This window comes from Azospirillum melinis, from assembly GCF_013340935.1.
Taxonomy (GTDB): domain Bacteria; phylum Pseudomonadota; class Alphaproteobacteria; order Azospirillales; family Azospirillaceae; genus Azospirillum; species Azospirillum melinis.
Genome location: NZ_WHOS01000131.1, coordinates 1 through 2,933 on the forward strand (window position 1 = coordinate 1; position 2,933 = coordinate 2,933).

Here is a 2,933-nt window from a genome sequence, read left to right on the forward strand (position 1 = left end):
CACGCTGGGCTCGGCCGGCAACACCCTGCTGGTTTCGCTCGTCGAGACGCTGACCGGCGGCAACGGCACCGACGTCGTCACGCTGGTCACCACGGGCAACACCATCCTGGTGTCGGCCCTGGAGACCCTGACCGGCGCCGCAGGCACCGACGTCGTCACGCTGGGCTCGGCCGGCAACACCCTGCTGGTTTCGCTCGTCGAGACGCTGACCGGCGGCAACGGCACCGACGTCGTCACGCTGGTCACCACGGGCAACACCATCCTGGTGTCGGCCCTGGAGACGCTGACCGGCGCTGCCGGCACCGACATCGTCACCCTGGGCTCGGCCGGCGGCACCCTGCTGGTTTCGGCCCTTGAGACGGTGGTCGGTTCGACCGCCAGCGACGTCATCGGCCTCGGCACCGCCGGCAACACCCTGCTGATCACCGCGGTCGAGACCATCATCGGTCTGACCGGCACCGACGTCGTCACCATCGGCTCGGCCGGCAACACCGTCCTGGTGGCTGGGATCGAGACGCTGACCGCCGGCGCGGGCACCGACATCGTCACCATCGGCTCGGCCGGCAGCACCCTGCTGGTCAACGCCGTCGAGACGCTGACCGGCGGCGCCGGCACCGACGTCGTCACGCTGGGTACGGGTGGCAACACCGTCACCGCCTCGCTGCTCGAGACGCTGACCGGCAGCACCTCGTCCGATCTGGTCTTCCTCGGCACGGCCGGCAACACGACCACCGTTTCGCTCGTCGAGACGCTGATCGGCGGCACCGGCACCGACGTCGTCACCCTGGGCACGGCCGGCAACACGGTTCTGCTGCGCAGCATCGAGACGCTGACCGGCGGCACGGGCACCGACGTCATCACGCTCGGCGACACCGGCAACACGCTGGTCGTCGGCGGCGTCGAGACGCTGACGGGCGGCACCGCCACCGACGCGGTCACCCTCGCCACCACCGGCAGCACTCTGCTGGTCAACACCGTCGAGACGCTGACGGGCGGCACCGGCACCGACGTCGTCACGCTGGGCGCCGGCGGCAACACCGTCACCGCCTCGCTGCTCGAGACGCTGACCGGCAGCGCCGCTTCCGATCTGGTCTTCCTGGGCACGGCCGGCAACACGACCACCGTTTCGCTCGTCGAAATTCTGGTCGGCGGCACCGGCACCGACGTCGTCACGCTGGGCACCGCTGGCAACACGATCCTGCTGCGCGGTCTGGAGACCCTGACCGGCGGCGCGGCCACCGACGTCGTCACCCTGGGTGACACCGGCAACACGACCACCGTTTCGCTCGTCGAGACGCTGATCGGCGGCGCGGCCACCGACGTCATCACCCTGGGCACGGCCGGCAACACCCTGGCCATCTCGGCCCTGGAGACGCTGACCGGCGCTGCCGGCACCGACGTCGTCACCCTGGGCTCGGCCGGCAACACGCTGTCCGTCTCGCTGCTGGAGACGATCACCGGTGGCGCGGGCTCCGACGTGGTCGCCCTCGGCACGGCCGGCAACACCCTGCTGGTCTCGGCTCTGGAAACCCTGACGGGTAACACGGGCACCGACGTCGTCACCCTGGGTTCGGCCGGCAACACGCTGTCCACCAACCTGCTCGACACCATCTTCGGTGGCACCGGTTCGGATCTGGTCTTCCTCGGCACCAGCTCCAGCACCCTGCAGGCCAACAACCTGGAAATCCTGGTCGGCGGCACCGCTTCCGACGTGGTCCAGCTGGGCACCGGCGGCAGCACCATCCTCGTCCGCGGCCTGGAGACCCTGGGTGGCCAGGGCGGTACCGACGTCGTCACCATCGGCGACACCGGCACCACCATGCTGATCGGCTTCCTGGAGACGCTGACGGGCGGTTCGGGCACCGACGTCATCACGGTCGGCGCGGGCGCCAACGGCAGCACGATGCTGGTTTCGGGCCTGGAGACCCTGACGGGTTCTTCTGCCGGGACGGACGTCATCACCATCGGTTCGGCCGGCGCAACCCTGCTCGCCAACCTGCTCGAGACGATCGTCGGCGGCACTGGCTCCGAGCTGATCTTCCTCGGCACGGCCGGCAGCACGGTCGCGGTGTCGGGCATCGAAATCCTGATCGGCGGCACGGGCACCGACGTCGTCACCTTCGGTACTGCCGGCAACACGGTTCTGCTGCGTGGCATCGAGACGCTGACCGGCGCCGCCGGCACCGACGTCGTCACCCTGGGTGATACCGGCAACACGCTGTCCGCCTCGCTGCTCGAGACGGTCATCGGCGGCACCGCCACCGACGTCATCGCACTGGGCACGGCCGGCAACACGCTGTTCGTCTCCGCGGTCGAGACCCTGACGGGCGGCACGGGCACCGACGTCGTCACCATCGGCTCGGTCCTCGGCAACACCATGCTGGTGTCCGGCATCGAGACGCTGACCGGTCAGGTCGGCACCGACGTCATCACGCTGGGCACGGCCGGCAGCACCGTTCTGGTGTCGCTGCTCGAAACCCTGACGGGCGGCACGGGCACCGACGTCGTCACCCTGGGCTCCGTCGGCGGCACGCTGCTGGCTTCGGGTCTGGAGACGATCACCGGCGGCACGGGCTCCGATCTGGTGTTCCTGGGTTCGTCGGGCAACACGGTCCTGGCTTCGGCCCTTGAGTTCCTGATCGGCGGTGCGGGCACCGACGCCATCACCCTGGGCACGGCTGGCAACACCGTCACCGTCCGCGGTCTGGAGACCCTGGCCGGCGGTGCTGGCACCGACGTCGTCACCATCGGCGACACCGGCACCACCATGCTGGTCTCGGCGCTGGAGACCCTGGCCGGCGGTGCTGGCACCGACGCCATCACGCTGAGCACGGTGGGCAACACCCTGCTGGTCTCGGCTGTGGAAACCCTGACGGGCGGCACGGGCACCGACGTCGTCACCATCGGTTCGGCCGGCGCCACGCTGCTGGCTT

1 protein-coding gene is annotated in these 2,933 nt (G+C 70.1%); it reads left to right on the forward strand.

Annotated features, from left to right (window positions below; translation table 11 throughout):
• A partial coding sequence (locus GBZ48_RS35680; RefSeq protein WP_174475353.1) for a beta strand repeat-containing protein occupies positions 1 to 2,933 on the forward strand: 2,933 nt, incomplete at both ends.